The sequence below is a fragment of the Actinoplanes sp. NPDC048791 genome (assembly GCF_040650095.1).
Classification (GTDB): domain Bacteria; phylum Actinomycetota; class Actinomycetes; order Mycobacteriales; family Micromonosporaceae; genus Actinoplanes.
Window position 1 is genome coordinate 1 of record NZ_JBEZGQ010001337.1, and the last position, 1,939, is coordinate 1,939.

A 1,939-nucleotide genomic window follows, 5' to 3' on the forward strand; every position below is an offset into this window, starting at 1 on the left:
CTCCGGCGGCGGGGACCGGCGGTGAGCCTGCTCGCCGGGACGCTCGCGGTGCCGGTCACGGCCGTGACGATGGGGTACGCCGCCATTGCCGTGATGCTGACCGCGCACGGTGGCCCGCAGCCGCCGGCATCGGCCGGGACCGCATCGGCCGGAACCCCATCGTCGGCCGGGACCACACCGTTACCCGAAACGGCACCGTTGGCCGACACCGTGCCGTGGCCCGAGTCCGCGCCGCCGGCTCCGGCCATGCCGCGGCCTGCGCCCGTCCCATCGGCCGAAACCACGCCGCCGGCCGCGACCGCGCCGTTGCCGGAGGTCGCACCACCGGCCGAAGCTGCGCCACGGCCCGTGCCCCCATCGCCGGTCGGAACCGTCCCGTGGCCCGAGCCGGCACCACCACCCGAGACCGCACCACCACCCGAGCCCGCGCCACCACCCGAGACCGCACCTCGGCCCAAGTCCGCACCACCGACCAAGTCCGCGCTGCCGGTCGAGGCCACGGCGTTGCCCGAGGCCGCGCCATCGCGATGATCCGGTGCTGGGCTGGGCGGTTGTTCGCTGTCGTCGGTGGGAGTCGGGTCCGCGAGCGACAGATGACGCGTAGCGAAGCGCCAGCCGATCGCGTACAGCAGGGTGATCAGGCCGCAGGCGATCAGGATGACGCGTTCGTCCACGCGGTCCACGAACGCCGCCGCCCCGAGCTGGCTCACCGAGATCGCCAGCGTCGCCAGCATCATGTCCGTGGCGAAGACCCGGCCCCGCAGCCGGTCCGGCACCTCGCCCTGCAGGGCGTAGTTGGACAGCACCCAGTTCGTTCCGCCCGCGAAGTGGGCCACGAAGACCAGCGCCAGCACCAGGGGGAACCACGGCGCGAAGGCCACGCCGATGTAGCCGAGGCCGTACAGGCCCATCGACAGGGCCAGGCCGGGCAGCAGCCAGGTGCGGTGGTTCAGGACGGGCCGCATCACCAGCGGTCCGACCAGGGCACCGGCGCCGCGTACCGCGAAGAGCAGGCCCGCGCCCAACGCGCCGACGCCGTAGATGCCGGCCAGCAGTGGGAAGACTGTGAGTACGCCGTTGCCGAGGCCCACCGCGGATTTCACGGTGACCAGTGCGCGCAGCCGCGGCCGGGCCCCGATGTAGCGCAGCGCTTCGATCAGGGCGTGCCAGGCTCGCGGCGGCACATAGTTCGGGTCTCGTGGCGCCTGGAGCGGCCGGTGGATCATCGCGGTCAGCACCGCCGCCACGAACAGGCTGACCGAGGCGACCGCGAAGCTGACGTACGGGCCGAAGGCGCTGCTGACGATGCCGCCCAGTGAGGCGCCGACGATGGTCATCGTGCCCCAGGCCGAGCCGGCCACCGAGTTGGCTGCGGCGAGGTCCGCCGGGTCGACCACGTTCGGCAGGGCCGCGGACGCGGCTGGGGAGTAGAAGGCCTTGGCGATCGCTACGGCGCCGATGGCCACCAGGGCCAGCGGTGCGGTGGCCGCCGACCGGACGAAGAACAACAGCAGGATGGCCACGAGCGCGGCCACGTTGGCCGCGATGAGGATGGTGCGGCGGTCCAGGCGGTCGGCGACGGTTCCCGTGTACGGCAGCAGCAGCGCATTGATCCCGGTGTCCGCGGCCAGCACCAGCGCGCCCCACACGCCGCTGCCGGTCAGTTCGGGCAGCAGCACCAGCAGCGGCACCATGACGAACCAGTCGGAGCCGAACACGACCAGCTCGGCCCCGAACAGCCGCCGGAAGTCACGGTTACGGGTAAGGACCGAGAAGGGAGTCGCCACGTACCGGAATCTACCGGTCGGGTCTTGATGCGGCGCGGCGGCCGACCCCGCAGGGCCGGCCGCCGCAGCATTGTCAGGCCGGCGGTGGTGTCGCCGGGCGGCGCGGCATCTTGAGGACCTCGAACTGGTCCGTGTAGCCGCGCAGGGCCCCG

At 72.9% G+C, this 1,939-nt stretch carries 1 pseudogene; it reads right to left on the bottom strand.

The annotated features are described in order from the left end of the window. Positions 1-575 precede the first annotated feature (575 nt). A pseudogene (locus tag AB0C29_RS46070) lies at positions 576-1,787 on the bottom strand (MFS transporter); the annotation flags it as partial. Positions 1,788-1,939 lie beyond the last annotated feature (152 nt).